At 64.9% G+C, this 25,340-nt stretch carries 21 protein-coding genes and 2 pseudogenes; 21 read left to right on the forward strand and 2 right to left on the reverse strand.

The window, feature by feature from the left end; genetic code table 11:
• From ACT67G_RS08655 to ACT67G_RS08695, 9 genes and pseudogenes are all read left to right on the forward strand, one after another.
• Nucleotides 1–1,889, forward strand: a 1,889-nt coding sequence (locus ACT67G_RS08655) for a polyribonucleotide nucleotidyltransferase (RefSeq protein WP_443663981.1), incomplete at its 5' end; no start/stop codon positions are given.
• 110 nt (nucleotides 1,890–1,999) lie between these two features.
• Nucleotides 2,000–2,452, forward strand: a complete 453-nt coding sequence (locus ACT67G_RS08660) for a GNAT family N-acetyltransferase (protein WP_325246555.1) — start codon at nucleotides 2,000–2,002, stop codon at nucleotides 2,450–2,452.
• Nucleotides 2,452–3,828, forward strand: coding sequence for a tRNA uridine-5-carboxymethylaminomethyl(34) synthesis GTPase MnmE (mnmE, locus tag ACT67G_RS08665; RefSeq protein ID WP_443663982.1), 1,377 nt, complete (start codon nucleotides 2,452–2,454; stop codon nucleotides 3,826–3,828). The genes ACT67G_RS08660 and mnmE overlap by 1 nt, the downstream gene beginning before the upstream one ends.
• 138 nt (nucleotides 3,829–3,966) lie before the next feature.
• Nucleotides 3,967–4,533: a DUF1836 domain-containing protein gene (locus ACT67G_RS08670; protein WP_326214647.1), complete on the forward strand. Its 567-nt coding sequence runs from the start codon at nucleotides 3,967–3,969 to the stop codon at nucleotides 4,531–4,533.
• 3 nt (nucleotides 4,534–4,536) lie between these two features.
• Entirely contained in the window at nucleotides 4,537–5,409 is an 873-nt protein-coding gene (locus ACT67G_RS08675) for a DegV family protein (protein ID WP_443663983.1), read from the forward strand.
• Nucleotides 5,410–5,527: 118 nt separating this feature from the next.
• Nucleotides 5,528–6,502, forward strand: a complete 975-nt coding sequence (gene prmA / locus ACT67G_RS08680) for a 50S ribosomal protein L11 methyltransferase (RefSeq protein WP_443663984.1) — start codon at nucleotides 5,528–5,530, stop codon at nucleotides 6,500–6,502.
• A gap of 359 nt (nucleotides 6,503–6,861) precedes the next feature.
• Nucleotides 6,862–7,668, forward strand: coding sequence for a ParB/RepB/Spo0J family partition protein (locus tag ACT67G_RS08685; protein WP_443663985.1), 807 nt, complete (start codon nucleotides 6,862–6,864; stop codon nucleotides 7,666–7,668).
• 114 nt (nucleotides 7,669–7,782) lie between these two features.
• Nucleotides 7,783–9,657, forward strand: a complete 1,875-nt coding sequence (locus tag ACT67G_RS08690) for a VanW family protein (RefSeq protein WP_443663986.1) — start codon at nucleotides 7,783–7,785, stop codon at nucleotides 9,655–9,657.
• A gap of 174 nt (nucleotides 9,658–9,831) precedes the next feature.
• Nucleotides 9,832–10,311 (forward strand): annotated as a pseudogene (locus tag ACT67G_RS08695) (VTT domain-containing protein); the annotation flags it as partial.
• 187 nt (nucleotides 10,312–10,498) lie between these two features.
• On the opposite strand, the gene ACT67G_RS08700 reads toward ACT67G_RS08695, so the two are convergent.
• Both ACT67G_RS08700 and ACT67G_RS08705 read right to left on the reverse strand, forming a co-directional pair.
• Nucleotides 10,499–11,509: an ATP-binding protein gene (locus tag ACT67G_RS08700; protein WP_443663987.1), complete on the reverse strand. Its 1,011-nt coding sequence runs from the start codon at nucleotides 11,507–11,509 to the stop codon at nucleotides 10,499–10,501.
• Nucleotides 11,510–11,513: 4 nt separating this feature from the next.
• On the reverse strand, nucleotides 11,514–12,440 hold the full coding sequence (locus ACT67G_RS08705; protein ID WP_325244310.1) for a DnaD domain protein: 927 nt from the start codon (nucleotides 12,438–12,440) through the stop codon (nucleotides 11,514–11,516).
• A 268-nt stretch (nucleotides 12,441–12,708) separates the two neighbouring features.
• Here ACT67G_RS08705 and ACT67G_RS08710 point away from each other — a divergent pair, with 268 nt between their 5' ends.
• From ACT67G_RS08710 to ACT67G_RS08765, 12 genes and pseudogenes are all read left to right on the forward strand, one after another.
• Nucleotides 12,709–13,053, forward strand: coding sequence for a cell division protein ZapA (locus ACT67G_RS08710; protein WP_325244312.1), 345 nt, complete (start codon nucleotides 12,709–12,711; stop codon nucleotides 13,051–13,053).
• Nucleotides 13,050–15,230, forward strand: a complete 2,181-nt coding sequence (locus tag ACT67G_RS08715) for a DUF3656 domain-containing U32 family peptidase (RefSeq protein ID WP_443663988.1) — start codon at nucleotides 13,050–13,052, stop codon at nucleotides 15,228–15,230. Before ACT67G_RS08710 ends, ACT67G_RS08715 begins: the two co-directional genes overlap by 4 nt.
• Nucleotides 15,231–15,322: 92 nt before the next feature.
• The gene (locus tag ACT67G_RS08720) at nucleotides 15,323–15,754 is read left to right on the forward strand and encodes a dUTP diphosphatase (RefSeq protein WP_325244847.1); all 432 of its coding nucleotides are present in this window, start codon (nucleotides 15,323–15,325) and stop codon (nucleotides 15,752–15,754) included.
• Nucleotides 15,755–15,766: 12 nt separating this feature from the next.
• Entirely contained in the window at nucleotides 15,767–16,345 is a 579-nt protein-coding gene (locus ACT67G_RS08725; protein ID WP_325244845.1) for a Maf family protein, read from the forward strand.
• Between the two features lie 29 nt (nucleotides 16,346–16,374).
• Nucleotides 16,375–17,220 (forward strand): rod shape-determining protein MreC, encoded by an 846-nt coding sequence (mreC, locus tag ACT67G_RS08730; RefSeq protein ID WP_443663989.1) that lies wholly within the window; start codon nucleotides 16,375–16,377, stop codon nucleotides 17,218–17,220.
• Nucleotides 17,221–17,277: 57 nt separating this feature from the next.
• Nucleotides 17,278–17,790, forward strand: coding sequence for a hypothetical protein (locus ACT67G_RS08735; RefSeq protein ID WP_443663990.1), 513 nt, complete (start codon nucleotides 17,278–17,280; stop codon nucleotides 17,788–17,790).
• A gap of 9 nt (nucleotides 17,791–17,799) precedes the next feature.
• Complete coding sequence (locus tag ACT67G_RS08740; protein WP_443663991.1) at nucleotides 17,800–19,986, forward strand: penicillin-binding transpeptidase domain-containing protein; 2,187 nt, start codon at nucleotides 17,800–17,802, stop codon at nucleotides 19,984–19,986.
• Nucleotides 19,987–20,011: 25 nt separating this feature from the next.
• Nucleotides 20,012–21,886: a glycoside hydrolase family 13 protein gene (locus ACT67G_RS08745; protein WP_443663992.1), complete on the forward strand. Its 1,875-nt coding sequence runs from the start codon at nucleotides 20,012–20,014 to the stop codon at nucleotides 21,884–21,886.
• Between the two features lie 339 nt (nucleotides 21,887–22,225).
• Nucleotides 22,226–22,984: a ParA family protein gene (locus tag ACT67G_RS08750; protein ID WP_325244579.1), complete on the forward strand. Its 759-nt coding sequence runs from the start codon at nucleotides 22,226–22,228 to the stop codon at nucleotides 22,982–22,984.
• A 20-nt stretch (nucleotides 22,985–23,004) separates the two neighbouring features.
• Entirely contained in the window at nucleotides 23,005–23,883 is an 879-nt protein-coding gene (locus tag ACT67G_RS08755) for a ParB/RepB/Spo0J family partition protein (RefSeq protein ID WP_443663993.1), read from the forward strand.
• A 16-nt stretch (nucleotides 23,884–23,899) separates the two neighbouring features.
• Nucleotides 23,900–24,421 (forward strand): hypothetical protein, encoded by a 522-nt coding sequence (locus ACT67G_RS08760; RefSeq protein ID WP_325244575.1) that lies wholly within the window; start codon nucleotides 23,900–23,902, stop codon nucleotides 24,419–24,421.
• A gap of 81 nt (nucleotides 24,422–24,502) precedes the next feature.
• A pseudogene (locus ACT67G_RS08765) lies at nucleotides 24,503–25,340 on the forward strand (serine--tRNA ligase); the annotation flags it as partial.

Raw genomic sequence — 25,340 nt, forward strand, 5'->3', positions numbered from 1 at the left:
GCCGGGAAGGCCGTCCCGGTGAGAAGGGCATCCTCACCAGCCGCGTCATCGACCGGCCCATCCGTCCCCTCTTCCCCTCCGACTTCCGCAACGACGTCAGCATTATGGCCACCGTCATGAGCGTGGACCACGACTGCTCTCCCGAGATCGCGGGCCTCATCGGCACCTCCGCGGCTCTCGCCATCTCCGATATCCCCTGGAACGGCCCTGTGGGCGCGCTGAAGGTGGGTCTTGTGGACGGCAAGCTGGTCTTTAACCCCAACAGCGAGCAGCGCAAGGTCTCCGACCTGGACGTCACCGTGGTCTCCACCGCCAAGAAGGTGGTCATGATCGAGGCCGGCGCCAACGAGGTGCCCAACGATGTGATGTTCGAGGCCATCAAGTCCGCCCATGAGGAGAACCAGAAGGTCATCACCCTCATCAACCAGATGGTCTCCGAGATCGGCAAGCCCAAGTTCGACTATCCCCACGCCGACTTCAACCAGGAGCTCTTCGACGACATCGTGGCCAACTTCATGGACGAGGCCAAGGCCGCCATGGACACCGACGACAAGAACGTCCGGGAGGCCCGCTGGAACGCCATGATCGAGCACTGGCACGAGAAATATCTGGAGCAGTACCCCGACATGGACAAGTACCTGGAGGAGTTCACCTACAAGTTCCAGAAGAAGATCGTCAAGGCCTGGCTGCTGGAGGGCCACCGTGTGGACGGCCGTCAGAAAAACGAGATCCGTCCTCTGGCCGCCGAGGTTGGCATCCTGCCCCGGGCCCACGGCTCCGGCCTCTTCACCCGCGGCCAGACCCAGGTGCTCTCCGTGTGCACCCTGGACACCCTCTCCGCCTGCCAGAAGCTGGACACCATCTGGGAGGAGACGGAGAAGCGGTATATGCACCACTACAACTTCCCCGGCTACTCTGTGGGCGAGGCAAAGCCCGCCCGCTCCCCCGGCCGGCGTGAGATCGGCCACGGCGCGCTGGCTGAGCGTGCCCTGCTGCCGGTGATCCCCTCCGTGGAGGAGTTCCCCTACGCCATCCGCGTGGTCAGCGAGGTTGTCTCCTCCAACGGCTCCACCTCCCAGGGCTCCATCTGCGGTTCCACCCTGGCCCTCATGGACGCCGGCGTGCCCATCAAGGCTCCCGTGGCCGGCATCTCCTGCGGCCTCATCCAGGACGACGACGGCTCCTTCACCACCTTTATCGACATCCAGGGCGTGGAGGACTTCCACGGCGAGATGGACTTCAAGGTGGCCGGTACCAAGAAGGGCATCACCGCCATCCAGATGGACCTGAAGAACGACGGCCTCACCATGGAGATCATCAAGAACGCCCTGGACATCACCTACGACGCCCGGTGCGAGATCCTGGACCAGATCATGCTCCCCTGCATCTCTGAGCCCCGGAAGGAAGTCTCCAAGTACGCTCCCAAGATGCTGACCATGCACATCGATCCCTCCAAGATCCGGGAGGTCATCGGCTCCGGCGGCAAGGTGATCCAGAAGATCGTGGCCGACACCGGCGCCAAGATCGACATCAACGACGACGGCTCCATCTTCATCTCCGGCGTGGACGCCGCCTCCTGCGACGCCGCCAAGAAGTGCATCGACGACATCGTGTTCGTCCCCGAGGTGGGCGCCCTGTACTACGGCCGCGTGGTCCGTCTCATGACCTTCGGTGCCTTCGTGGAGCTGGCTCCCGGCAAGGACGGCCTGGTGCACATTTCCAAGCTGGCCGACCACCGCATCGAGAAGGTGGAGGACGCCTGCAAGATCGGCGACATGATGTGGGTGAAGGTCACCGACATCGACGAGAAGGGCCGCGTGAACCTCTCCCACAAGGACGCCATGCGGGAGATCAAGGCCAAGGAGGCCGCCGGCGAGCGCATCAAGTAAGCAAACTCCCTGTTCTGACACCCCTGCGGGGCGGGCATACGCCCGCCCCGCGTTTTTTATCCGCAAAGTTTCCCCTCCGGGGGAAACATTTTCCCGGGAAAGGAGCTTTTATGACCATCCGGCCCTGCACTGCGGCGGATCTCCCCGCCCTGCTGGCGCTTTTTTACCACGCGGTACACACCGCCTGCGCTCCTTATTACACTCCCGCCCAGCTCTCCGCCTGGGCAACCGAGGAGCCGGACACCGCCCGCTGGGCCGAAAAGCTCCGGCAGGAGACGTTTTTGAAAGCGGAGGAGGACGGCGTCCTCCTGGGCTTCGGCGCCCTGGATGGGGCGTATCTGGACCTGCTCTACGTCCGGCCGGATGCCCAGGGCCGGGGCGTAGGGGGCGTGCTGTGCGATTTTCTGGAGCGCCGGTGCACCGGGGAGACCGTCACCGTCCACGCCTCCCGGGCCGCCCGGGACTTTTTCACACACCGGGGCTACCGTCTGGTGCGCCCCCAGCAAGTGGCATTGCGGGGCCAAACCCTGGAAAACTTCGTCATGGAAAAGGAGCTGATCTGATGGACGTCATCGCCGCCATTGCCACCGGGGCCTCCCCCACCGCCATCGGCATCGTCCGGGTCTCGGGAGACGGGTGCTTTCCCCTGTGCGGCCGCGTGTTCCGCCCCGCCAACGGCCAACCCTTCCACACCCAGGAGGCCCGGAAGATGACCTTTGGAGACGTGCTGGACACCCAGGGACGCTGCATCGACCACGGCCTGGCCGTCCGCTTCCCCGGCCCCCACAGCTACACCGGGGAGGACTCCGCCGAATTTTACTGCCACGGCTCCCCGGTGGTGCTGCGGGAGCTCCTCTCCGCCCTCTTTGCCGCAGGTGCCCGGCAGGCGGGGCCCGGGGAGTTCACCAAGCGCGCCTTTCTGAACGGCCGCATGGACCTTACGGAGGCGGAGGCGGTGGTGGACCTCATCGACGCGGAGACTTCCGCCGCCGCCCGCAACGCCGCCGCCCAGCTCTCCGGCTCTCTGCGCCGGGACTTTCAGGCGGTGACGGATTCCCTGCTGGACATCGCCACCCGGTTTTACGCCGTGGTGGACTACCCGGACGAGGATATCCCGGACATCCACCCGGAGGAGGTGGACCGCTCCCTCACCGCCGCCGAAAACACCCTGACACGGCTGCTGGCCACCTGCGGCCGGGGCAAGGTCCTCAAGCGGGGCGTGGCCACCGCCATCGTGGGCCGCCCCAACGCAGGCAAGTCCTCCCTTTTGAACGCCCTGGCGGGGTATGAGCGGGCCATCGTCACGGATATCCCCGGCACCACCCGGGACACGGTGGAGGAATCCGTGGTGTGCGGCGGAGTACGGCTGCGGCTGATGGACACCGCCGGCATCCGCCATACGGAGGACACGGTGGAACGGCTGGGGGTGGAGCGCTCCCGGCAGGCCCTGGAGGCGGCGGACCTTGCAATGGCGGTGGTGGACGGCTCCGCCCCCCTGACGCAGGAGGACGAAGAGATCCTGCGCCTTGCCGCCCGGTGCCCCCGGTGGATTTTCGTTGTCAACAAGGAAGACCTCCTCCCCGGTGAGACCCGGATCCCCGCCCTGCCGGAAGGACTCCCCGCCCCCGGGGCGGCGGTGTGCCTGAGCGCCCTCACCGGCGCGGGGCTGGACGCCCTGGAGCAGGCGGTGGCGGCGCTGTTTCCGGAGGGGGACATCCCCGAGGGATCCATCCTCACCAATGAGCGCCAGGAGCACGCCGCCCGCCGGGCCGCCCAGGCGGTACAGCGGGCCCGGGAGGCCCTGGCGGCGGGCTTCACCCCCGACGCCATCCTCACCGACGTGGAGGAGGCCCTGGACGCCCTGGGAGAGCTGACGGGCCGCACCGCCCGGGAGGAGATCGTCTCCGGCATTTTCTCCCGGTTCTGCGTGGGAAAATAAACGGCTCCACATGGTTCTCTGCCTTTCAAAAGGTGATTTACAAAATCACATCTCCGTGCTATACTTTCCTCTGTAAAATAAGGCCTGCCCGCTGGTACGGCGGGCAGGGAATCTGCCGCACAAGGAGGGAGACGCAGCATGCACGATCTGAGCGAACTGCAGGACCGGCTGCGCAAGGAACGGCCCGTCCCCTGGGACCAGCTGCCGGATTTTGCGCTGTACATGGATCAGGTCCTCAGCTATATGGACCGCCAGGTGATCCGGTTTGACGAGGACGACGGCCTCACCGCCGCCATGGTGAACAACTACACGAAAAGCGGCCTGGTGCCCCGGGCCAGCGGGAAAAAGTACGGCCGGGACCATCTGGCCTACCTCACCGCCATCTGCATCCTCAAGCGGGTGATGTCCACCCGGGACATGGATCTGCTGATCCGGGAGGAACTCCAGGGGGAGCGCCCCGTCTCCGACGGGTACGCCGCCTTCTGCGCAAGCCTGGACAAGGCCCTCTCCCTCACCGCCGACGAGATCGCCCAGCGCACGGAGCCGGACGATCTGGCGGACGCCGCCATCCACTTTGCCCTCATGAGCTATGCCGCCGGCGTGGCCAGCAGCCGCTATGTGACCCTTCTGCGGGAGGCAAAGGGCTGCGGTGAAGCTGAGAAGCCCAAGCGGGAGAAAAGCAAAAAGGAAAAGGAGCTGGGATGAGACATGGGTGAATTTGTCATCATGACCGACAGCTGCTGTGATATGACCGCCGCCATGGCGGAGGAGCTGGGCCTCTGCGTGCTGCCCCTGAGCCTCCACATGGGAGACCGGGTCTATCACAACTATCTGGACGGCCGGGAGATCGGCTTCCAGGATTTCTACGCCCGGATCCGCAGCGGTGAGACCGCCACCACCTCCGCCGTCAACGTAGGGGCCTTTGAGGTGAAGATGCGGGAGATCCTGGGCCAGGGCAAGGACATTTTGTGCATCAACTTCTCCTCCGCCCTCTCCACCACCTACCAGTCCGCCACCATCGCCGCGGCGGACCTGCGGGAGGAGTTCCCGGACTCCAAGGTCTTCGTGGTGGATTCCCTGTGCGCCTCCCTGGGACAGGGCCTTTTGGTATACCTGTGCGCCCAGGAGCAGCGCAAGGGCCGCTCCGTGGAGGAGGTCCGGGACTTTGCCGAGGCCACCAAGGGCTCTATCTGCCACTGGTTCACCGTGGATGACCTGAACCACCTGAAGCGGGGCGGCCGCATCAGCGCCGCCACCGCCTTCTTCGGCACCATGCTCTCCATCAAGCCGGTGCTCCACGTGGACGACGGCGGGCACCTGGTGCCTGTCAGCAAGACCCGGGGCCGGAAGGCCTCCCTGCTGGCCCTGGTGGACCACATGGAACAGACCGCCCTGGACGCCTCGGGCGGCACGGTGTTCATCTCCCACGGCGACTGCGAGGCGGACGCCCGGTTCGTGGCGGACGAGATCACCCGCCGGTTCGGGAACCGGGACATCTCCATCAACTTCGTGGGCCCCGTCATCGGCAACCACTCGGGCCCCGGCACGGTAGCCCTCTTCTTTGTGGGCTCCAAACGATAAATCAGCCTGCGCGTCCGGAGGGAGCTCCTTCCGGACGCCGCGTGTCTTTTCTCCCCGGCACTTTCCGCCGGGCCATTTTCTCCGCCCCCCGGGCGGATCTGCTGCAAGGAGCTTGATTATGAACTGGCTGGAACTGCACATCGACACCACCCACGCCGGACTGGAGCCGGTGGAGACCCTCCTCTCCTCCCTGGGCATCGACGGCGTGGTCATTGACGACGAGACGGAATTCCACGACTTTCTGGAAAACAACCGCCAATACTGGGACTATGTGGACGAGGATCTGGAGGCGGCCATGCGGGGCCGCTCCCGCATTACCTTTTATCTGGAGGCCGGAGAGGCGGGCTTTTCCCAGATGGCCCTGGTGCGCCTGGCCCTGGAGGATCTCAAGGCCAAGCGGGACGACTGCGGCAGCCTCCTTTTGACCATGGACACCATCCAGAACGCCGACTGGGAAAACAACTGGAAGCAGTACTACAAGCCCATGGAGATCGGAGAGCGGCTGCTGGTGATTCCCCAGTGGCTCCAGGAGGATGAAAAGGTGAAGCGGCTCCTTGCCCAGGGCCGGGTGCCTCTGGTGCTGGACCCGGGCCTCACCTTCGGCACCGGCAGCCATGCCACCACCCGGCTGTGTCTGACGGCCCTGGAGTCCCTGATCCACGGGGGCGAGGAGGTGCTGGACCTGGGCTGCGGCAGCGGCATCCTCTCCATTGCCGCCCTGAAGCTGGGTGCCAGGCACGCCTTTGCCTGCGACATCGACGACAAGTGCCAGGACGTGGCCTATGAAAACGCCGCCCTCAACGGCATCGGCGCCGACACCTACACGGTGGATGCCGGGGACATCCTCTCCGACAAGGGCCTCCAGCAGAAGATTGGCGGGGGGTACCAGGTGGTGCTGGCCAATATCGTGGCGGATGTCATCATCGCCCTGGCCCCGGCGGTGCGGGGGCTGCTGGCGGAGGAGGGGCGCTTCGTCTGCTCCGGCATCATCGACGACCGGGCGGAGGAGGTGGCGGCGGCTCTCACCGCCGCGGGCCTTGAAATTCTGGACACCCGCAGCTCCGAAGGCTGGTTCTCCTACACCTGCCGGTAAGGCGTTTCCCAAGCTTGCATAGAAAAGCGCACGGCGTTTGCCGTTCGCTTTTTCTGATGAAAAACGTCCCCCAGGATCGCCTCGCAGAGTTTCGCCGCCCGCAGGCGGTGAAATGAAGTTAAAATCTGTTTTTTCCGGGGACATGCGCCTCGGAAAAAACACCGCGCAGTCTGCAAGTGTGACATTTGGCCCCACGGGCCAAATGATGCGCGCAGCGGACTGGATCCCCCTTCAAAAAATGCGGGCATTTTTTGATGCGCACGGCGTTTGCCGTGCGCTTTTTTCCGCCCTTCGACACGCTCCCCCATGCTTTTCATGTCTTTCAGAGTAGAATGAGGGAAATGACAGGAGGTGGTCCCATGAAACGGCGGTTTTTGCGGGAGCGGCGGGTGATGCAGCTGCGCCCGTCGGAGATCCGACCCAATCCCGCCCAGCCCCGCCGGGAGTTTGACGAAAAGGGGCTCAAGGATCTGGCAGCCTCGGTGGCCCGCCACGGCATCCTCCAGCCTCTGACGGTGCGGCGCACCCCCACCGGCTGGGAGCTGGTGGCGGGAGAGCGGCGTCTGCGGGCGGCAGTGCTGGCGGGGCTCTCCACCGTGCCCTGCCTGGAGACGGAGGCGGACAGCGATGAGAGCGCGGTGCTGGCGTTGGTGGAGAATCTCCAGCGGCGGGACCTGCACTATCTGGAGGAGGCGGAGGCCATCGCCGCCTTTTTGCGGCGGACAGGCCTCACCCAGGAGGAAACGGCGGCCCGGCTGGGGATGTCCGCCCCGGCCCTGGCCAACAAGCTGCGGCTTTTGCGGCTGGACGACAAGTGCCGCTGCGTGCTGACCCAGGCGGGCCTCTCCGAGCGCCACGCCCGGTGCCTGCTGCGGCTGGAGGACCCGGAGGAGCGCCTCTCCGCCGCCAAACACTTTGCCCAGGCCCACCTGAGCGTTGCCCAGGCGGAGCAGTACATCGAGCGGCGGCTCCAGGCCCTCCAGTCCACGCCGCCCGCGGGACGGCGGGCCTATATCATCAAGGACGTGCGCCTCTTTCTCAACAGCGTGGACCGGGGGCTGCGGCTCATCCGGGACGCGGGGGTAGACGCCCGGACGGAGCGCCAGGACACCGAGGACGCCATTTTGCTGACCATCCGCATTCCCAAGGACCGCAAGCAGGCCTGAGCCCGGGTTGTTACGGGATTGTAATGCTTTCCAGGAAAGAGGTGTGCTAGAATAGGCAAGTGAAAGCATAGACTGTGGAAGCGCAGCCTGATCTCGTGATCACAGGAGGGCGTCATGGAAGATCACAACGAGGCCATGGTGCAAAAAGCCGGGGGGGCCCGGCTGAAAAAGGGCGGCAAAAGGCCGCTGATGGTCATAGGAATCCTCGTAGGCGTGGTGTGTGCCGCCTATGTGGGTCTTTGCGCCTGGGCCGGTTCCCTGGATACCTTTTATCCCAACACCACCATCAACGACGTGGAAGTTGGCGGGCTCACCGTCTCCCAGGCGGCGGAGCAGCTGCGCCAGGTGCTGCCGGAGAAGAAGATCGACTTTTATCTGCCTGCGGCGGATCAGACCGGAGACGGCCAAAGCGCCCCGGAGGGGATGCTTGTCTACGAGGAAGCTCCCGCCGCCACCGTCACCTACCGGGAGCTGGGGATCACCGATGCCCTGGACTACGAGTCCCAGGCGCAGCTGGTCTTTGACCTTGCCCAGACCGAGCCGGGCTTCTTTGCCCGGGGGTGGAACTATCTTGCCTGCCTGATGGGCAGCCGGGGCGCCAAAGAGATCGCCCCGGAGCCGGAGGAGGCCGTTTTTCAGGAGAAGACCGCCCAGCTGGCGGAGGAATTTTCCCGGGAGCCTGTGGACACCTCCTATGAGGTGACGGAGGACTCCCTGCAGGTAACCGTGGCCCAGAACGGCCTGTCTGTGTCCGCCCAGGATCTGGAAGAGGACACGCTGCTCTCTTTGCGGGAAAATGCCGGCGGAGAGGAAAATGCCCGGGTCTATGTGGAAGACGCCAAGATCCTTCCCGCCCAGACCATCACCGCCCAGGCCATCCACGACGCCACCGCGGGCGTCATGAAGAACGCCGGGTATGACGCCGCCACCAATACCATCATCCCCGAACAGGTGGGGGCGGAGTTTGACGTCTCCGCCGCCCAGGCTGCCATAGACGCTGCGGCCCCGGGGGAGACCGTCTCCATCACCGCCCAGGTGGAGCTGCCGGCGGTCACCGCCGACGAGCTCAAGGACGTGCTGTTCCGGGACGTGCTGGGCGAGTGCCGCACCCATGTCTCCGGCACCTCCGCCCGCATCAGCAACGTGAAGCTCTCCGCCGCCGCCTGCAACGGCGTGGTCCTCAATACCGGGGACGTCTTCTCCTACAATGCCACCACCGGCCAGCGCACCACCGCCAAGGGCTACCAGGCGGCTCCCGCCTATGTGGGCGGCGAGACCGTGGACGAGGTGGGCGGCGGCGTGTGCCAGACCTCCTCCACCATCTACTACGCCTGCCTGCGGGCCAATCTGGAGATCACCGAGCGTTACGCCCACCGCTATGTCCCCGCCTACATCGACTGGGGCATGGACGCCACCGTCTCCTGGGGCGGCCCGGACTACAAGTTCACCAACAACACCAACTACCCCATCAAGATCGTGGCCACCTATTCCAAGGGCTATCTCACGGTGAAGATCCTGGGCACCAACGTGGACGGTACTTACGTGAAGATGACCAACGAGGTCCTCTCCAAGACCCCCTGGGAGACCGTCTACAAGGACGATCCCACCCTCCCCGCCGGCACGGAGAAGGTCACCACCACCCCCTACACCGGCTATAAAGTAAAGTCCTACCGCAATGTCTACAGCGCTGACGGCAAGCTGATCTCCAGCACCTACGAGGCCACCAGCGACTACAAGGTCCGCAACAAGGTCATCTCCAAGGGCCCCGCCCTGCCGGAGACCCCTGCCTCCGGTGAGGCCCAGCTGCCCGGCGATACCACCGTGAATCCCGGCACCGGCAGCGAGACCCAGACCGGCGGCCAGACGGGCACCGGCACGTCCGGCACCAATACCGGCGGCGCCTCCGGCACCGGCCAGGCCGAAACCGGCGGCAGCACCTCCACCACCCCCGAGGGCGAGACCCCGGTGATTGTGGTGCCCCTGGGCTGACCCGGCCGGGCGGCCGCAGGCATCCACATCAGACAAAACACCCGGCGTCTAAAAGACGCCGGGTGTTTTTTTGCCTGTATACTTCCTCTCCCGGCGGCACACCCTAAGGGGAACACCATCATAAGGGGGAATGGGATCTTGCGGCGGTGGCAGCTGGCGGCGGCAGCGGGGATCATGGGGGCCGGAGCCCTGGCGGCCTGGTGCTTCCGGGAGGAGCTGACAGCCCGGGCCATTGCGGAGCGTTCCCCGGGGCAGGGGTTTGCGGCGGCGGCGTTCCTCATCGGGCTCTATGCCCTCAAGGGCCTCTCCCTGACCTTTCCCATCTCCGCCCTGACGGCGGCGGGAGGCCTCCTCTTCCCCTATCCGGAGGCTCTGGCGGTGAACCTCACCGGCGTGGCGGCAGCCCACCTTGGGCCTTTTTTGCTGGGGCGGCGCCAGGAGGGCGGGCTGGAGGCTCTGACGGCTCGGTATCCCAAAATCCGCGTCCTGCGTCCTCCCGCGGATCACCGCTGGCGGACGGTCTTTCTGCTGCGCCTGGCGGGCGCCACCCCCGGAGACCTGGTGAGCATGTACCTGGGGGCCGCCGGGGTGCCTCTTGGCACCTACCTCTCCGCAGGTCTCCTGGGAGCGGCTCCCCGGGTGGCGGCGGCCACGGCCCTGGGGTCGGCCCTGTGGAGCCCCGGCTCCCCCCGGTTCTGGACCTCCCTGGGCCTTTCCGCCGCCCTGACGGTGCTGGCTGCGGCGCTGTGGCGGGGGATGCGGGAGTGATGCCCCCCTTTTGCGCAAAAAAACGCCCCGGAAAGCGCCTTGCATACGCTTTCCGGGGGATATACACCATCTTTTATTTCCGCTGCCGCTTGAGGATGCGGATATCCTCCCCGAAAAAGGGCAGGACCTTGTATTCCCCCTCAATGCGGGAGGCAATCTGAGGGGAATAGCGGCTGGCGATCTCGTTGTTGTTCTCCACCATGCTGAGGTTGGTGGAGAGGATGGTGGCCCGCTTTTCCATAAGGCGGGTGTTGACGATCTGGTACAGGGCGCTCTGGACGAAAGCGGTGGTCATCTCCGTGCCCAGGTCATCCAGGATCAGCAGGTCGCAGTGGAGCACCCGCTCCACGTCGGCGTCCGCCTCCTCCCCGTCCTCCCGGCGGAACTTCTGGCTCTCGAAGCGGCGGAAGATGCTGCCCGCCGTGTCGTACACCACGGAGCAGCCCTTTTCGCTGACCACCCGGGCAATGGCGGCGGAGAGGAATGTCTTGCCCAGGCCCGTGCCGCCGGTGAGCAGCAGGTTGCCGCTGACCCCCGGCGCGAAATTCATCGCATAGGTCCGGCAGGTGTTGTACACCCACTCCATATTCTCCCGGGGAGAGATGCCCGCGGTAAAATTGCGCTCCCGGGAATACCAGTCCAGGGAGAAGGTCTCAAAGCTCTGGGTGCCCAGGTCCAGCATCCGGGAGAGCTCCTTTTGCTGCTCCCGGGCGTAGTATTTCTTCAGGCACCGGCACACGCCGCCATTGCGGTACCCCGTGTCCCCGCAGAGGGGACACACGGGCGCCTCCTCCAGGGCGTCCTCCGGATAGCCCATCTGAGAAAGCAGCCGGCGCTTTTCTGCCTGGAGGCCCAGGTTCTCGTCCCGCAGCACCTCCACCGCCGGCAGGGGATCCGTCCCCCGGCGCATGGCGGCGGCAATGATGCGGCTGGCGGTGCCGGAGAGCTCCGACTCGATCTCCCGCAGCCGGGGCTGGCGGCGGAAGATGACCTCCCGCCGGGTCTGAAACTGTTGCTCCCGGGCACGGCGGTCCTCCTCGAACTTCTGCACCGCCCGGCGCAGGATCCGTCCGTCGTAGGCCATGTGGTCACTCCCCCTTGTCTCGCTGCTGGATGAAGCGCTTCATCCAGCTGATGTCGTCCCGGTCCGCCGGGGCGGAGGGCTTGCGGCTGCCGGGTTTCTCCGTGCGCCGGATCTCCTCCGCCGTGTGGAGGCCCTCCTCATGCCAGCGCCTGAGGATGCCGTTTAAGTAGGGCCACCGAAGCTCGTGGCACTTGAGCACCGTCTTGTCGTAGGCGATGGCCACCGCCTCCGGCGAAAAGCCCATGTCCTGCCAGGCGGTGAGATACTTCTCCTCCGAGGGCACGGGCATCCGCTCTCCCAGCCCCAGTACCCGCATGTAGCCGGGCATGGTGGCCTGGCGGCGGGCATAATCCTTTAAGTACGCGGCGGCGGCGGCCTGGGTGTCGATACCCTTGCGGGCCCAGGCGTAGCCCTCCTTCTCGATCTGGCGCATGCCGGGGCGGCGGCCCTCCCCGTACCGCTCCTGTGTCCGCTGGGCGCAGTGGCACACCAAGAGGTACACCACGTCCGCCGGAAGGCCCACGTAGTCCATGAGCCCCAGCAAAATCCCCAGGTCCGCGGTGGTGAGCCGCTTGCCCAGCTTACGCTCCACCTCGGCGGTGAGGGTGCGGAACTCAGAGCTGCTCTCCAGCCGCTGCGTCAGATCCGAGCGGGTGTAGGCGGGACGCTCTTCCGCGGGTTCCGGGGGCGCCTCCTCCCCCGCCGGAGCCACCAGCCCCAGCTCCCGCAGCACGGCCTCCGCCGCCTCGATACGGGTGCGGTCCCACCGCAGCTCTCCCGCCAGGGACCGGGGCATCACCGTGCCCCGGTGGCGCAGCAGCGCCAGATACAAAAGCGCCGCGTCCCCGTCTCCCCGCTCCAGCAGCCGGCGGGCGGCGGCGGCCGTGACGGTGAGGTTTTCCTCTCCCGTGGATATGAGACAGCTTGGCATGGGATCCCCCTCCCCTCCTGGGCCCGGTGTTCCGGGCCTTGATTTCGAACCTTTATTTTACACGAATTCCGCCGCAAGAACAACCCCCTGGAGCCCCACTTCCAAAATCCGACGGTTTTTGAACTTTTTTGAAAGGTTTCTCATTTTTACTGGCACACGCCGGCGGGGTATGCTATACTGTAAGATACGATAATAGGCGGCATATGGGCTTTTTTACCGGAGAGGGAGATCCCGCCGCCGGAAAAACTTCCAAAGAGGAGGACTTTTTATGGCAAACCGTGTGGTCATCAGCATCTGCGGCGAGGACTATACTTTTGTGGCGGAGGAGTCTGCCGCCTATATGGAAAAGGTGGGCAATTACGTCAGCGCCAAAATGAATGAGGTCCTCAGCAGCGCCAAGGTAGGCCGGATCGACGCCGCTGTCCTCACCGCCGCCAACATCACCGACGAGCTGTTCAAATCCCAGGCGGCGGCGGAGCAGCTGCGGGGCCAGATCAAGGAGTATCTGGACGAGGCGGGCAAGGCCCAGGCGGAGGCCAGCGAGCTCAAGCGGGAGGTCTTCCGCCTGCAGCAGAAGCTGGACCAGCTGAACCGGAACACAGGCCGCGGATGAAGCCGGAGCTGTTGTCCCCCGCCGGGTCTCCGGAGGCCCTCCGGGCCGCTGTGGAAAACGGCGCCGGGGCCGTGTACCTGGGCTGGGGGGAATTCAATGCCCGCCGGGGCGCCAAAAACTTTACCGATGAAGAATTTGCAGATGCCCTTATCTACTGCCATGAGCGGGGCGTCCGGGTCTTTCTGACCCTCAATACCCTTCTGACGGACCGGGAGCTTCCGGCGGCCCTGGAGACCGCCCGCACTGCCTGCCGCCTGGGGGTGGACGCCATTTTGGTGCAGGACTGGGGCCTTTTTGACCTGCTGCGGGGCGTCCTGCCGGACCTCCCCCTCCACGCCAGCACCCAGATGAGCCTCTTTACCTCCGGCGGTGCCTGCGAGGCCGCCGCCGACGGCTGCGAGCGGGTGGTCATCGCCCGGGAGTGCTCCGGGGAGGAGACGGCGGAGATCTGCCGCCGCTGCCCTGCGGAGGTGGAGATCTTCGGCCACGGGGCCCTTTGCATGTGCTACTCCGGCCAGTGCGAGATGAGCGCCCTCATCGGGGGCCGGTCCGGCAACCGGGGCACCTGCGCCCAGCCCTGCCGGATGCGCTACGACGTAGTGCCTCTGTCCAGCTGGGAGGATGACCCCGCCGCCGCGAAGGCCGCCCGGGTCCAGGGGGGCAAAACTGTCTGTCCTGTGGACGACGCGCCCCCTCCCGCCGCGGGAAAGCCCTCCCCCGGCAACCAGCGGCCCCTGAGCCTCAAGGACAGCTGCCTGGCGGACCGCCTCACGGAGGCGGAGGCCATGGGCGTTTCCTGCTTGAAGCTGGAAGGCCGCATGAAGCGGCCGGAGTATGTGGCGGTGATCACCGGCATCTATGCAACGCTCCTCCGGGAGGGCCGCGGCCCTACGGCGGAGGAGCAGCGAGCGCTGGAGCAGGCGTTCTCCCGCTCCGGCTTTACCGACGCCTACTGGCGGGGCCGCCACGGCGCCGCCATGCTGGGAGCCCGGCCGGAAAACGCGCCGGAACCCAAGGAACTCTTTGCGGCGGCCAAGGCCGCCTATGACCGGGGCGGCATGCGCACCGTGCCGGTGGATTTTTTCTGCGCCATTTTGGCGGGCGAGCCCTGCACCCTCACCGCCGTGGACCAGGACGGACACACCGTCACCGTCACGGGCCCGGTGCCGGAGGCTGCCCGCAGCCGTGCCCTGACGGAGGAGGATCTCCGGGACCGGCTGGGAAAAACCGGCGGCACCGCCTACCGCTGCCGGGAGGTGTCCGTGACCCTGGATGAGGGCCTCTCCCTGCCTGCCAGTGCCGTCAACGCATTGCGCCGGGAGGCCCTCTCCGCCCTGACGGCAGAGCGCACCGCGCCGCCCCCGCGCCGGGAGCTTCCCCTGCCGCCGGAGGTGTCGGACACCTGCGCTGCCCCGGAGCCGCGCCTCACCGTCTCCGTCACCACCGCCGCCCAGCTGACGGGCGGCCTTCTGGACCTCTCCCCCGCCCGGGTGTATGTGCCGTTGGAGCTGCTGCGGGACTTCCCCGCCCTGCCGGAGGGGGAAACGGAGTGGTTTGCCGTGCTGCCCCGGGTGTGGCGGGACCGGGACGAGGAGCGCCTTTCCCAGTGGCTGGATCACGCCATAGCCCTGGGGGTCACCGGGGCCGCCGTGGGCAATCTGGGCCACCTGCCCCTGGTGCGGGACCGGGGACTGACCCTGGCGGGCGATTTCGGCATGAACGTATTCAACAGCCGCTCCCTGGCCTACCTGAAAGAAAAAGGCCTCTCTTCCGCCTGCGTGTCCTTTGAACTGCGCTTTGCCCAGATCCGGGACCTCCACAAGCCCCTGCCCACGGAGGCCGTGGTCTACGGGCGGCTGCCGGTGATGATCACGGAGAACTGCCTCCTGCAAAACACCGTGGGCTGCCGGTGCGACCGGGCCAACGTGCTGGTGGACCGCACCGGGGCCGCCTTCCCCATCCTCCCGGCTTTCGGCCACCGGACGGAGCTGCAAAACAGCCGCCCGCTGTGGCTGGCGGACCGGCCGGACTGGCGCCGCCTGGGCCTCACCTACGCCCGGCTGCGCTTTACCACCGAGTCCCCAGAGGAGTGCGTCCGGGTGTTCCGGGCCTACCAGACCGGCGGCGCGCCGGCGGGGCCCTTTACCCGGGGCCTCTATGAGCGGGGCGTGGAGTGAGGAAAAATTTCCCCGTTTTCAGGGTATTTTCAATAACGAACTGTATAATATTTATTTAACTATACGAAACATCATCAAAATTGGAGTTTCCCATGGAAGAGATCAAGGTAAAATATTTTGTAGACGGCATTGACGAGCTCACCTACGTGGCGGGCAAATCCGACTGGATCGACCTCCACGCGGCGGAGGACGTGACCCTCCACGCCGGGGAATACCGGCTCATCCCCCTGGGGGTGGCCATGGCTCTGCCGGAGGGGTGGGAGGCCCATCTGGCTCCCCGCAGCTCCACCTTCAAGAATTTCGGCATTCTGCAGACCAACGCCGTGGGGGTGGTGGACTGCACCTACCGGGGAGACGGGGACCAGTGGTTCATGCCCGCCTACGCCACCCGGGACGTCACCATTCCCAAAAACGCCCGGATCTGCCAGTTCCGCATCATGCGCAACCAGCCCCGGCTCCACTTCACCCGGGTGGAGCACCTGGAGGGGCCCGACCGGGGGGGCTTCGGCTCCACGGGCATCTGAAGGAGGGCGGACATGGCAAAGATCGTACTGGCCTCCGGATCCCCCCGGCGCCAGGAGCTGCTCCACCGCATGGGCATCGACGACTTCGATGTCCGGGTGCCTCAGGCGGAGGAAACCTGCCCCCCGGATCTCTCGCCCCGGGAAACGGTGGCGTACATCTCCCGGGAGAAATCCGACGCTGCCGCGGCGTTGTGCACGGCGGAGGAACTCATCATCACCGCCGATACCATGGTGTTTCTGGATAACCGGCGGCTGGGCAAGCCCGCCGATGAGGCGGAAGCCCTGGAGATGCTGACGGCCCTCCAGGGGCGTCACCACACCGTCTGCACTGGCGTCACCGTCCGCCGGGGCGATACCATCCTCACGGAGTCCGAGTCCACGGACGTCTATTTCCGTCCCGCCACCCGGGAAGAGCTTCTTGCCTACATCCGCACCGGGGAGCCCATGGACAAGGCGGGCGCCTACGGCATCCAGGGCCGGGGGGCGCTGCTGGTGGAGCGGATCGACGGGGACTTTTTCAATGTGATGGGCCTGCCGCTGCTGCGCCTTTCCCGTATGCTGGAGCGCTTCGGCCTCCGGCTGCTGGCCTGAGGCGGAGGCGGAGATAAGGAGCGTTTGCCTTGAAGCAGTTTTTGAAAAATCACGGACTGTGGATTCTGTTTGCCGCGGCGGTGATCGCCGTGGCTATGGCCTGCATGTCCTACTTCTCCAACACCTCCTCCCCCCTGTCCAACCTGGCGGGGACCCTGGCCTCCCCTTTCCGGGCGGTGTATAGCGCCGTCACCGGCTGGGTGGAAGACAAGCAGGCCTACTTTGCTGACGTGAAGGCCCTGGAGGAGGAGAACGCGGAGCTCAAGCAGCAGATCGCCCAAATGGAGGCGGATGTCCGCCAGGCAGAGAGCGACCGGGCGGAAAACGACCGTCTGCGGGAGGCCCTGAACCTGAAGACAGAGCGTCAGGACATCACCGGGGATCTGGAGCTGGCCACCGTCACGGAGCACAGCGTCTCCAACTGGACCTCCTCCCTGACCCTCAACAAGGGCACTGCCCACGGCGTGGAGGTGGGTGACTGCGTCATCACCGAGACCGGCGCCCTGGTGGGCCTGGTAGGCAAGGTGGGCTACAACTGGTGCACCGTGCTGACGCTGGTGGACACCGATACCTCCCTGGGCGCCCGGGTGTTCCGCACCAAGGACCTGGGTGTGGCTCATGGAGACTTCTCCCTGATGGAGGAAAACCGGCTGCGGCTGGATTACCTGCCTGCCGGCTGCCAGCTGATGGGCGGCGACCTGGTGCTCACCTCCGGCCTTGGCGGCTACTACCCCGCCGACTTGGTCATCGGCACCGTGGAGGAGGTCCAGCGGGACGACTCCGGCGCCGCCACCTACGCCATCCTGGCGCCCGAGGCGGATTTCGACCAGCTGGAGCAGGTCTTTATCATCAAGTCCTTCGTGGCGGGCTCCTGAGCCTGCCCTTCCGCCGCTTTCAGGCGGCCGCCAGTTTCCCAGGAAAGGAGCATCGCCGTGCTGGCCCGCAACGAGACGATTTTCAAATGGGCGCTCTATGCCGCCGCCGCCCTCTTGTGCTTTTTGGTGCAGGGAGCGGTGCTCCAGCGCCTTACCATCTGGGGCGTCATCCCCTTTGTCTATCCGGTGATTGCCGCCGTGGTGGCCGCCTATGAGGGGCCCACGGCGGGAACCATCTTCGCCCTGGCCCTGGGGGTGGTGTGCGACACCCTGGTGCCGGAGTCCATCCCCTGCTTTTACACCCTGATCTTTCCGGCGGCGGGCCTGTGCGCCGCCCTGATCTCCCAGAGCCTCATCAAGGCCGGATACCTCTGCTCCCTGGTCTCTTCCGCCGTGGCCTTTTTGCTGACGGGATTTTTCCACTGCCTGGTGTTCTGGGCCCAGGGACATTCCGTCTGGGCCACCGGCGGCTATCTGATGGTGCGGGAGCTGTGCGTGTCCCTTCTCCTCTCCATCCCCGCCACGGCCCTGTTCTCCGCCGTGTACCGCAAGACCCACATGGACGACTAAGGAGGTCCCATGGATCACAAGGAACGCAAAAATTTACGATTGGGACTTCTGGGTGCCTTCGGTGTGGCCATTCTGCTGGTCTACCTGGGATTGCTCTTTGATGTCCAGGTCACCAATCACGACTACTACCTCTCCCAGTCCATCCGCTCCATCGCCCGGACGGAGACGGTGGAGGCCTCCCGCGGCCTTATTACCGACCGCAACGGCAAGTCCATGGTCTCCAGCCGCCCCTCCTACAATCTCACCTTCGACGCCAGCCTCCTGAAGGCCGGCCAGGATGAGAACCAGGCCATTTTGGAGCTGCTGGAGCTGTGTGAGGCCCAGGGCGTGGAGTGGGAGGACAACCTGCCCATCTCCGACTCCGCCCCCTTCTCCTATACCCTGGACAGCGTCACCGACGTCATGCGCAGCCGCTTTTTGAAGTATCTCAAGGATCTGGAGCCGGCCCACGACGCTTTGGCGGCCTATCTCTATGAGCACCCGGAAACGGTGCTGGAGGAGGGCGAGGAGGTCCCCTCCCCCGACGCCAGCGCCATTGACGTGGCCGCCAATGTAGGGGAAAAACTTCTGGATGAGATGGAAGACGAAGACCTCACCGCCCAAGTTTTGGAGGGCGCGGGCCTCTCTGCCCACACCCTCATCGAGCTGATGCGGGGAGAGGAAGGCTTCTCCCTGCCGGTCACCTTCTCCCTCAACGAGGCCCGGATGGTGCTGGGCGTGCGCTATGAGCTGTCCATCCGGAACCTGGTGGACACCGACGCCTACACCATGGCGGAGGATGTGGACACCTCCTTTATCTCCCTGATCAACGACGGCAATTACGCCGGGGCCAAAATCACCAATTCCTCCGTCCGGCAGTATGATACCACATACGCCGCCCACATCCTGGGCTACACCACCGGCATCTGGGCGGAGGATCTGGAGAATCTGGAGGGCAAAAATTACAGCGGTACCGACAAGATCGGCCGCACCGGCGTGGAGGCCGCCTTCGAGGACTACCTCCACGGCACCAACGGCAAGCGCATCGTCTCCACCAACTCCAACGGCAAGGTCACCGGCGAGTACTACTCCGTGGAGCCCGTGCCCGGCAACACCGTGGAGCTGACCATCGACCTGGACTTGCAGCAGGTGGTGGAGGAGGCCCTGGCCAAGACCGTCAACGCCATGAATGAGGCGGACGGCAACGAGACCCGGGGTGCCGCCGCGGCGGTGCTCACCACCCACGGCAGCGAGGTGCTGGCCCTGGCTTCCTATCCCACCTATGACCCCGCCAACTATAACCGGGACTACAACACCCTCAGCAAGGACCCCGCCAACCCCCTGTGGAACCGGGCCACCAACGGCACCTACGCCCCCGGTTCCACCTTTAAGCCCCTGACGGCCATCGCAGCCTTGCAGGAGGGCATTATCACCCCCACAAAGGAAATCCGGGCCACCCACACCTGGTACTATCCCGGAGACCGCAACAGCTATGCCAACTGCTGGTATGCCGGCAGCCACGGCCTTCTGAACGTCACGGAGGCCATCACCAACTCCTGCAATTACTTTTTTGCCCAGATGGGTTATGAGCTGGGGATGGACCGGCTGCGGGAATATGCCCAGGCTTTCGGCCTGGGATCTTCCACAGGCATTGAGATCGGGGATGCCAGCGGCAAATTGCCGGAAAATCCCCAGGGCCAGGATCAGGCTCCCTGGGCCGCTTTCGGCCAGGCCACCCAGGCCTATACCCCGCTGCAGCTGGCCAACTACATCGCCACCCTGGTCAACGGCGGTGAGCTCTACGATGTGCACCTGCTCAAATCCGTCAAGACCTACGACAACTCCCAGGTGGTGGCCGTGGGCCAGGCGGAGCCCCGCAGCACTCTGGACATCAGCGCCGCCAATCTGGAGGCGGTGAAGGAGGGCATGCTGGGCTACACCCAGCCCGGCGGCATGGTCTACAACGCCTTCCGCAACTGCATCGTCACCGCCGGCGCCAAGACCGGCACCGCCCAGCTGGGCAACAACGATAAGAACAACGGCGTCTTCGTGTGCTTCGCCCCCTACGACGACCCGGAGATCGTGGTGTCCATCGTCATCGAAAAGGGCGACGCCGGCGCCAACCTGGCCTCCACCGCCGTGGAGATCCTCAACGCCTATTTCTCTGCCGATGAGATCGGCACCGCCATCATCGGCGAAAATGAGCTGCTGCAATAAGTCTTTCTAAGGAGGCCGCCGCCCCATGAGCGAGCCCTTTGTATTTGATTCCCGCTGTACCCTCTGTAAAGATCCCTTCGGCGCCGCCCGCTGCGGCGGGCATGTCACCTTTTCCTGCCGTCCCCTGCTGCGGGAGGGATTCACCCACTGTGCGGTGGTACTGCGCCAGGAGTTCTCCGAGACGCGCCGGGAGGTGGAGCTCTCCCCCGGCGAAGCCCAGGGGGAGCGGGCCCTGTTCACCGGATCGGTGGAGATGCCGGACACCCCGGAGCTCATCTGGTATCATTTCCGCTTCTGGCGGGAGGACGGCTCCGGCTGCGACCTGGACAAAACCGGCTACCGCAGCGACGGCTTCCTGGAACCCTGGCAGCTGACGGTATATCAGCAAAACCCTTGTCCCCGCTGGTTCGGGGCGGGATTGACATACCAGATTTTTCCAGACCGGTTCCGCCGTCTCCCCGGGGATTCCCCGGATCCCACCGGGCTGGTGGGCAACCGCTGGGTACACGAGAACTGGGCCGACACCCCGGAGTGGCGGCCGGATCCCGACGGGGAGATCCGCAACCGGGACTTTTTCGGCGGCACCATTCAGGGCATCATCTCCCGGCTGCCGGACCTCTATGAGTTCGGCGTCACCACGCTGTACCTGAACCCCATTTTTGAATCTGCCTCCAATCACCGCTACAACACCGCCAATTATCTGAAAATTGACCCCATGCTGGGCACGGAGGAGGACTTCCGCCGCCTGTGCCATCAGGCCCATACCCTGGGGATGCGGGTGATCCTGGACGGCGTCTTCAACCACACCGGCTCCCAGAGCCTCTACTTCAATGCCGACGGGTTTTATCCCACCCTGGGAGCCGCCCAGAGCCAGGACTCCCCCTATTTCGACTGGTACTCCTTCCACCCCTGGCCCACGGATTACGACTCCTGGTGGGGCATCAATACTCTGCCTGCTGTCCGGGAGGACACCCCCTCCTATCTCTCCTACATGGTCACCGGGGAGGACTCCGTCATCCGTCACTGGCTGCGGGCGGGAGCCGACGGCTGGCGGCTGGACGTGGCCGACGAGCTGCCGGACCGCTTCATCGAAACCATCCGCTCCGTCATGGAGGAGACAAAGCCCGGCTCCGTCCTCATCGGAGAGGTGTGGGAGGACGCCAGCAACAAGATCGCCTACTCCCAGCGCCGGAAGTACCTGCTGGGCAGTGAGCTCCACGGGGTCATGAACTACCCCTTCCGCACGGCTTTGCTTGCCTACCTTCAGGGAGGCGGCGCCCAGGACTTCCGGGAGGCCATGGAGACCCTCCGGGAGCACTATCCCCCGGCAGCCTTCTACTCCGCCATGAACTTCCTGGGCACCCACGATACCCCCCGGATCCTGACGGTGCTGGGTGCGTCCCAGGTGCCCCAAAGCAAGGACGCCCGGGCTGCCTACCGCCTCTCCCCCGCCGAGCGCCAGCGGGGCGAGGCCCTGGTGCGGCTGGCGTCGCTGATCCTCTTTACCTTCCCCGGCTCCCCCACCGTCTACTACGGGGACGAGGTGGGCCTGGAGGGGTTTGAGGATCCCTTCAACCGGGGCACTTTCCCTCTGGGTCCGGCGGGCAGCCCCCTGACCCCCTGGTTTTTGCGGCTGGGAGCGCTGCGCAAAGAGATGACCTCTTTGCAGCGGGGAACCATAGACTACTTGGCGGCCCAGGGCCCCCTGCTGGCCTACACCCGCACCTGGGAAGACCAGATAGCCCTGACGGTGGTGAATGCCGGGGACGCCCGCACCCGCATGACCCTCCCCTGGTCCGCTCCTTCCGCCCGGGACATCATGACCGGCCGGGTCTTTCCCGCCGGAAACGGCCGTCTGGAGCTGACGGTGAATCCCCTTTCCGGGATGCTGCTGGTGTGACCTCTTCCTGGGATGTTTCACGTGAAACATCCCAGGTGTTTTTTTATCTCTTTTCTCCCATGTTTCACGTGAAACCTGCCGGAAAACCAGCGGATTTTTTGGAATATGCCTTGCAAGTGTACCTTGTCATTGCTATAATGTGACTGTCGGAAAGGCAAACAGCTGCTTTTCCGGCCTTTGGCGCCAAGTTTGGCCCATTCTGACCCTTTGCCGCCCTGTCCGGTGCCCAAGGATACCTGTGGGGCGGCAGGATCGGCTTGCGCATGTGGTTCCCGGGGATGTCTCCGGGAGCTTTTCCTGCCCAATTCCGTAGTTTTTTGCTAGAAAGTAGGTGCCTTCGTGGCAAAAACCATTGCAATCGTCAACCAGAAAGGCGGTGTCGGAAAGACCACCACCTGTGTGAACCTGGCCGCCGCCCTGACGGAGGCGGGCCAGCGCGTCCTGCTGTGCGACTTTGACCCCCAGGCCAACGCCACCTCCGGCATGGGCGTGGACAAGACCCTGTCCAAGGGCATTTACAACGTCCTCATCGGGGAGGTCACCGCCCAGGAAGCCCTGGTGCACACCCGGTTTGGGGACGTGCTCCCCTCCAACAAGGCCCTGGCGGGAGCGGGCATTGAGCTTATCGCCATGGACAACCGGGAGTACCTGCTGCGGGACGCCATTGACCAGGTGAAGGACCAGTACGACTTTGTGTTTGTGGACTGCCCTCCCTCCCTGGAGCTTCTGACCCTCAACGCCCTGTGTGCCGCCGACGCGATTTTAGTGCCCGTTCAGGGGGAATACTTTGCTTTGGAGGGGCTCAGCGACCTGATGAACACCGTGCGGATCGTCCGCCGGTCTCTCAATCCCGCTCTGGAGCTGGACGGCGTGCTCCTCACCATGTTCGACGGGCGCACCAACCTGGCCCTCCAGGTGGCGGAGGAAGTGAAGCACTACTTCCCCGGCAAGGTGTTCGCCACGGTGATCCCCCGGAATGTCCGGCTCTCCGAGGCTCCCAGCCACGGAAAGCCCATCACCGCCTACGACCGCACCTCCCGGGGCGCGGAGGCGTATACCGCCCTGGCGGCGGAGTTTTTGAAGAAACAATCTGCCTGATGATATAAAGGAGGTATTCCATGGCATCCAAAAAGCCCTCCGGGCTTGGCCGGGGCCTGGGCGCGCTGCTGGGAGACGACGTGCTCAAGGCCGACAGCTCCGGCTCCTTGAATCTCCCCATTTCCCAGGTGGAAAGCTGCTCCTCCCAGCCCCGCAAGCACTTTGACGAGGCCTCCCTGGCGGAGCTGGCGGAATCCATCCGGGAACACGGCATCATCCAGCCCCTCACCGTCCGCAAGCTCTCCTCCGGATACTATCAGATCATCGCCGGAGAGCGCCGCTGGCGGGCCGCCCGTCTGGCGGGGCTCCAGGAAGTGCCCGCCATCGTGATCGAAGCCGACGACCGCAAGGCCGCGGAGCTGGCCATGATCGAGAACCTCCAGCGGGAGGATCTGAACCCCATGGAGGAAGCAGCCGGATTTCAATCCCTCATTGACAACTACCACATGACCCAGGAGGAGGCCGCCCGCCGGGTGGGCAAATCCCGCAGCGCCGTCACCAACGCATTGCGGCTGCTGGGGCTCACTCCCGCCGTGCGGAAGCTGGTGGAGGAGGGCACTCTCTCCGCCGGTCACGCCCGGGCCCTGCTGCCCCTGCCTGCCGCCGTACAGGAGCGGGCCGCCGAGGCGGTGGTCTCCGGCGGGCTCTCCGTCCGGCAGACGGAGGCCCTGGCCAAACGGCTGGCCAAGGAGAAGGAAACCGCCCCTTCCCCGCCTGCCGACTATGTGGACTACGCCGCCGAGGCCCAGAAGGAGCTCTCCTCCCAGCTGGGACGGGGCGTGCGCATCGTCAAGGGCCGGAAAAAAGGCCGCATTGAACTGGAATACTACGGGATGGACGATCTCAACGACCTGCTGGAGGCGCTGGCGGCCATCCGGGTCCATAAACATACCGACTGAAAGGACGCATCCAAATATGAATCTGGAAAAACGAAGCAGCGGTGCGCCGGAGGAACAGCCTCCCCAGGAGACCCCATCCGGGAAAAAGCCCGTTGTGGTCTATATTATGATCCTCTTTGTGGTGGCCTTTTTGCTGATGGCGCTGTCCTTTGTGATGCACCAGCAGAGCAATAGCAAAGTGCTGGGAGAATTGCAGGACTCCGTTTCCGCCATGCAGGAGATCCAGGACACCCAGGACCGCCTGCTGGAGATGGAGCAGGAGCTCTCCGACGCGGAGGACGCCCTGGACCAGGCCCAGACGGAGCTGGATCAGGCCAAGGAGGAAACGCTGAACGCCCAGCAGACCCAGGAGGCGCTGCTGGCCCTGTACCAGCTGCAGCAGCAGTATTCCGCCGGAGACATGGACGGCTGCCTGGAGACCCTCCAGCGCATGGATGACGAAGGCCTGGTGGATCTGCTGCCCGACGACCGGCCCGAAGGGGTCACCTCCCCTGCCGACCGCTATCAGCAGCTGAAAGAGGCCGTTTTGAACCACTGATCACCCATGTTTCACGTGAAACATCCCCAATAAAAATCCGCCCGGCTTTGCCGGGAATCGACCGACAAGGAGAATGGAACCATGCTGGATATCAAGTTTATCCGGGAAAATCCCGACGCTGTCAAAGAAAACATCAAGAAGAAATTCCAGGACGCCAAGCTGCCCCTGGTGGATGAGGTCATCGAACTGGACGCCAAGCGCCGTGCCGCCATCGCCGAGGCGGATCAGCTGCGCTCCAACCGCAATACCCTCTCCAAGCAGATCGGCATGCTGATGGGCCAGGCCAAGAAGGATCCCAGCAAGCTTCAGGAGGCAGAGGCCGTCAAGGCCCAGGTGAAGCAGCAGGCAGACCGCCTGGCGGAGCTGGAAAAGCAGGAGACGGAGCTGGAGGCTGCCCTCCACCACGACATGCTCCAGATCCCCCAGATCATCGACCCCTCCGTGCCCATCGGCCCTGACGACTCCTGCAACGTGGAGGTGGAGCGCTTCGGTGAGGCCAAGGTGCCCGACTTCCCCATCCCCTATCACACGGAGATCATGGAGTCCTTCAACGGCATCGACCTGGACGCCGCCGGCCGGGTCTCCGGCAACGGCTTCTACTATCTCCTGGGAGACATCGCCCGGCTCCATGAGGCGGTGCTGGCCTACGGCCGGGACTTCATGATCGGCAAGGGCTTCACCTACTGCATCCCCCCCTTCATGATCCATGGCAACGTGGTGGAGGGCGTCATGAGCCAGACGGATATGGATGCCATGATGTACAAGATCGAGGGCGAGGACCTCTACCTCATCGGCACCAGCGAGCACTCCATGATCGGCCGCTTCATTGACCAGATCCTCCCCGCCGAGAGCCTGCCCCAGACCCTCACCTCCTACTCCCCCTGCTTCCGCAAGGAGAAGGGCGCCCACGGCATCGAGG

Source organism: Dysosmobacter sp. (assembly GCF_052306735.1).
Lineage (GTDB): Bacteria > Bacillota > Clostridia > Oscillospirales > Oscillospiraceae > Oscillibacter.